Annotated in this window: 3 protein-coding genes; all 3 read right to left on the bottom strand. The window is 30.1% G+C overall.

The window, feature by feature from the left end; translation table 11 throughout:
* Positions 1–21 precede the first annotated feature (21 nt).
* The 3 genes from E5983_RS08700 to E5983_RS08710 all read right to left on the bottom strand — a co-directional run bounded on the left by E5983_RS08700 (position 22) and on the right by E5983_RS08710 (position 3,516).
* Positions 22–885 carry a hypothetical protein gene (locus tag E5983_RS08700; RefSeq protein ID WP_160333447.1) on the bottom strand — a complete coding sequence of 288 codons (864 nt, stop codon included), beginning with the start codon at positions 883–885 and terminating at the stop codon, positions 22–24.
* A 413-nt stretch (positions 886–1,298) separates the two neighbouring features.
* Positions 1,299–2,528, bottom strand: coding sequence for a hypothetical protein (locus E5983_RS08705; RefSeq protein ID WP_160333448.1), 1,230 nt, complete (start codon positions 2,526–2,528; stop codon positions 1,299–1,301).
* Positions 2,509–3,516, bottom strand: coding sequence for an AAA family ATPase (locus E5983_RS08710; protein ID WP_331251109.1), 1,008 nt, complete (start codon positions 3,514–3,516; stop codon positions 2,509–2,511). The genes E5983_RS08705 and E5983_RS08710 overlap by 20 nt, the downstream gene beginning before the upstream one ends.
* Positions 3,517–3,801 lie beyond the last annotated feature (285 nt).

Consider the following 3,801-nt stretch of genomic DNA (forward strand, 5'->3'; position numbering starts at 1 on the left):
TCCTTACAATTCCTTGTCCGATTAATACACACATTCAAACTCTGCTTTGGAGTTTACACAAAATTCTTGACACACCCCATATTCCATTAACGGAATATAAACAGGAATTAATTTATATTTAGAATATTCTTTACATAGTTGATTTATAAGCTTAAAAGTTTCAAATGTTTTTCCAAATCCTGCATCCCCTTTCAATACAACTTTACGATATTCTAAAAGGGTATCTAATGAATTTCTTTCTTTATTATATTCCGTATCCTGAAATAAACAACGCTCAAAATAGTCGGACTGCATCAAAGATTGACCTGATGTTTCTAACATAGTATTAATATAGAAGTCTATCCTAAAATCACCATTTATAGACTTATTCAATAATGCATTAGTATTATCAAAAGACTCTGCAACATTATCAAAAGACTTTGTAATATGCTGTAACTGTACATCTACTCCATCAATAATTTCCTTAATAGTCCAACATATCGCTTGTGACTCCGGAGTACCGATTTTATTGAGTTGTATAAATAAAATTTCACAATATTTTTGAATAATTTTCTTTAACTCACTTGCAAATAAGATATATCTAGGATATTTTTCTATGAATAATTTGATGTAGTAATCGACTGTTTGATTTATTGATTTAGATTGCAAAACATTTGGATTAAGGAAATTTTTAATTACGTTATTAAGAACACCTTCCTCAATCAAAAATAGAGAAAAATCTGAATAATATGGTTTATCTCCATATTGTTTTAATATTGAAGTCTCAACTTCATCCTTTAGTCTCTTGACAAAGCATCTTAATTTTATTCTACCCAAAAATCCGCTAAAATAATTCCCTAATTTTTCCGTTAATAGATTTTCAATTAAGGATAAAATAACTTTCATAGACAAAACCCTTTCATATTAATAATCATCCCTATCGTGCTTGATTTATCAATTATATACAAACGAGTTACTTAAAATAAAATCATCTTTAATTGATTTTTATGAACACTATCTGAAGCACTTGGGGTGAAATTTTAGTAGGGACCTCTAAAAACCCCAGTTTTTCTTCAAATTGAATCACTCAAACCTTGATAAATCAACATTTAGATTTTCAGAAATTTAGTTTTTAGAGGTCCCCTAGTAAAATTAACAAAACTTGGATCTTTCTTAAGACTTATTAGGAAAAGTTAAACTTCATGTATAATATTAAAACTAGCCATAATCGTTGATATTCCAAGGATTATGATTAGTTTTAAATTTCGTTTACATAATTTGGATTCAAATTAATTCAGTACAATCGCACTTAATTACATTTACGTTCTAAGAAATACGTCCATAACTTCTTTAACAGATAAATAATGTTCCCAAATTAACATATCTCCATCCTGCCCTGATGTTTCAATATGTTTTCTACTATAACCAAATTTTTTTGAATCCTCAATGGGAGTTATTAAAGCACTGTGTGTCACTTTAGCTTTATGCTTCATCAAAGAATGATACGAGACTTGTTTGTAATTTAGACTACTAATCTTTCGATAATATTTTGAATCAAAAATATACTGTTCAGATCTATCATTCTTTATGAAGTAATGATCCGGATTTAGTTCAAATCCTCTAGCAATATCAATTTTTTCATTATGCTTTGTGAACATAACGGATGATTCTAATTGATGAATGTCGAAAAATAAACCATCGCTTCGAACATCAACAAAGCATTTATTTAAATAGACCTCTACCATCGTCTCCCATATATTCTGAAAATTATAGTGTTTTAAATCGCACCACCCATGATGATTAATATTAGAGAAAAAATTAATCAAAGCATGCACTAACTTCTTATCACTATCTTTAAATATACCTTGCTTTATTTGATTGAGTTTCTGTAGTACAAATTGGCGATTGTTCCAAAAATCAAAATTATTAGATTGTATTAATGGTACCTGCTCTTCAATAAAAAGTGGAAAATTTCTAATCGTATATGTAAGAACAAACGACATACAATCACTCAAAAAGACTTCCTTACTATAATTTTTACTAATTTGCAGTGGTAGGAACAGTAAATTATTCTCATCAAAGACTTTCCGAGACTTACGAATAGTCTCCTTCCAAGAAATCTTCCCAGTGTAACCCGGTTTGGTTACTTGTTCAATCTCCCTGTATAATCCAAAACGTTTGTAGTAATCTAACACTTCATAAAAAGCTTGAAATGGGAAAGAGCATCTGATATCATTTATCACTTCTCGATTTAAGTAATCTGTATCAGTTCGCTTAGTATAGAGCATGATGACTTGAAACAGAGTACGAATGTCACTGCTATTAATATTAACATTTGGATTTTTGAGATCTTCATAATGTTTTGGGAAAGAAATCAAAATATCCCCATCCCTATTTATTACAAATCCGACAAAATTACAATAAGAAACTCCATATGTATTATACTTATAATCACCTAGTCTAATATCCAAATCGAATTCATTAATTATACTTTGAGATAAAATTTCTCCATCAATTACAAAAACTTTCCTATTTATCTCTCTGATCATAACTTATATCCCCAATATTATTTTCAGCAACCATTAAATCTGCATTATCTAAGTGGGTAATCGAGAGCTCTATCCTATTGATAAATTCATCACTGAAAATTTGTAACCCTTCCTCATAATTTTTGTAAAGATCCGAAAAGCTGTTTATTTTTTCACTAAATAACTTCTTTCCGTACGAAGCTTTCTCAACATCTTCCCATAGGTACTGTAAAAGCTTATTTTGAATTAACTTTTTATTACGAGAGTTATCCTCACTAAATTTTATAAAAAATTGGCCAATTTGTTTATCCTCTCCCAATTTCATTTTGACCGTAATATAACGATTTATTTCTTTATAAAAGTCCCACCAACTAATAAATTTATCTTTTTGATATTCTATGCTAGGATTATTCACATTATCTCCAACTGCATCTGTAGAAACATATTCCCACTCAAATCTACGTTTAAAGGCAGTGTCCATTACGAATACATTTTGATCATTTGTATTCACAGTACCTAATAAGACAAAGTTTGACGGTAAATAAATGTAAGAATTTGAAATCGTAGAAGTCTGATTATTACTTTGATCATGATAGACAAAATTAGCTATTAGAGGATTCGAAATACTATATTCTGAAACTCCTTCAGCCCTATCCAGCAATTGAAATAAATCTCCAAAAACGGAAGCAACATTCGCTCTTGATAGTTCCTCAAGTACAAGAAAAACATAATGATCTGGATTTGTAATCGCCTGCTTCAAGGCGAGTGTAAAAATACCTGGAGTAAACTCATATGTTATGCTATCATTATTTTTTACAGGCATAAGTTGGCCAACAAAGTCACTATACGTATATTCCGGATGTAGGGTGGTCCGAAATACAAATTTAGATTCATCTGAATTCAACTCATTAAATTTAGGATATACTTCTTTAATCCTCTCAGAAACACTATATGATTTTCCTGTACCTGGTGCTCCATAATAAATACAATTTGGTATTGCTTGTAGAATGCTTTTATGGTTCTATAATAAGTTGTGTGGAAAGCTTGCTCTCCATGCAACTTTTTTTGTAATTCAGAGTGCAAAAAAAAGCAATTCCTAGTAAACTGATAAGTGAAAAAAAACATCAGAATAGGAATTGCTTCATATGGACTATGTTACTCAAAAATTACTCGGAATTCAAGACCTAAACATCACTTTCAAAGAAGACTGGCTTATTTATCGTAAAGATAGACGCAATCGTATGGCTCAAATCATCGAAGGCTCCTTAGAGAAACGCCCAAGTCATTGTCCCTC

Source organism: Streptococcus danieliae (genome assembly GCF_009767945.1).
Lineage (GTDB): Bacteria > Bacillota > Bacilli > Lactobacillales > Streptococcaceae > Streptococcus > Streptococcus danieliae.